1 protein-coding gene is annotated in these 489 nt (G+C 40.9%); it reads left to right on the top strand.

All coding sequences use genetic code 11. The annotated features are described in order from the left end of the window. Positions 1 to 349, top strand: a 349-nt coding sequence (locus tag CBX98_RS25385; protein WP_242446619.1) for a hypothetical protein, incomplete at its 5' end; no start/stop codon positions are given. Between the last annotated feature and the right edge of the window lie 140 nt (positions 350 to 489).

Genomic DNA, 489 nt, shown 5'->3' with positions numbered 1-489 from the left:
GGCGTTATGTTTTTTGGGAGAAACGATGGAATTTAAGCTAGAAATCTATGCACCTGAAACAGAAGTTATAGCCATTCGTGATGTACTTAATTCAGTTGGCGCAGGTGTTGTGGGTGATTATGACAGCGTTATTTCTATTGTGAAAATTTCAGGATTCTGGAGACCAACGGAAACCTCGGAGCCTGTTACTGGCGAGAAAGGTAAAATTAACTTTGGAGAAGAGGTCAGAATTGACGTTAGATGCCAAGAGTCTTTAGTTCAAGCTACTCTTGATGCTGTTCGAAAAGTTCACCCTTACGAAGAACCAGTCATAAACGTTTTACCGCTATACAATCATAAGTTTATCTAGCCAAGTCAGCACAAACATAACAAACTGTTTAAGAGTGATTCGCAACGCGTGGCATTTTTACTATGCGTTGGTTTTAGTGTTTAAGGTGGTATGCGGCAGCTTTGGTATTGCGTTGCTCACACCTTAACAGGGCGTTATGT

The sequence above is a fragment of the Vibrio sp. T9 genome (genome assembly GCF_003123985.1).
GTDB classification, from domain to species: Bacteria; Pseudomonadota; Gammaproteobacteria; order Enterobacterales; family Vibrionaceae; genus Vibrio; species Vibrio diabolicus.
This window is presented reverse-complemented; position numbering and strand designations above follow the sequence as displayed.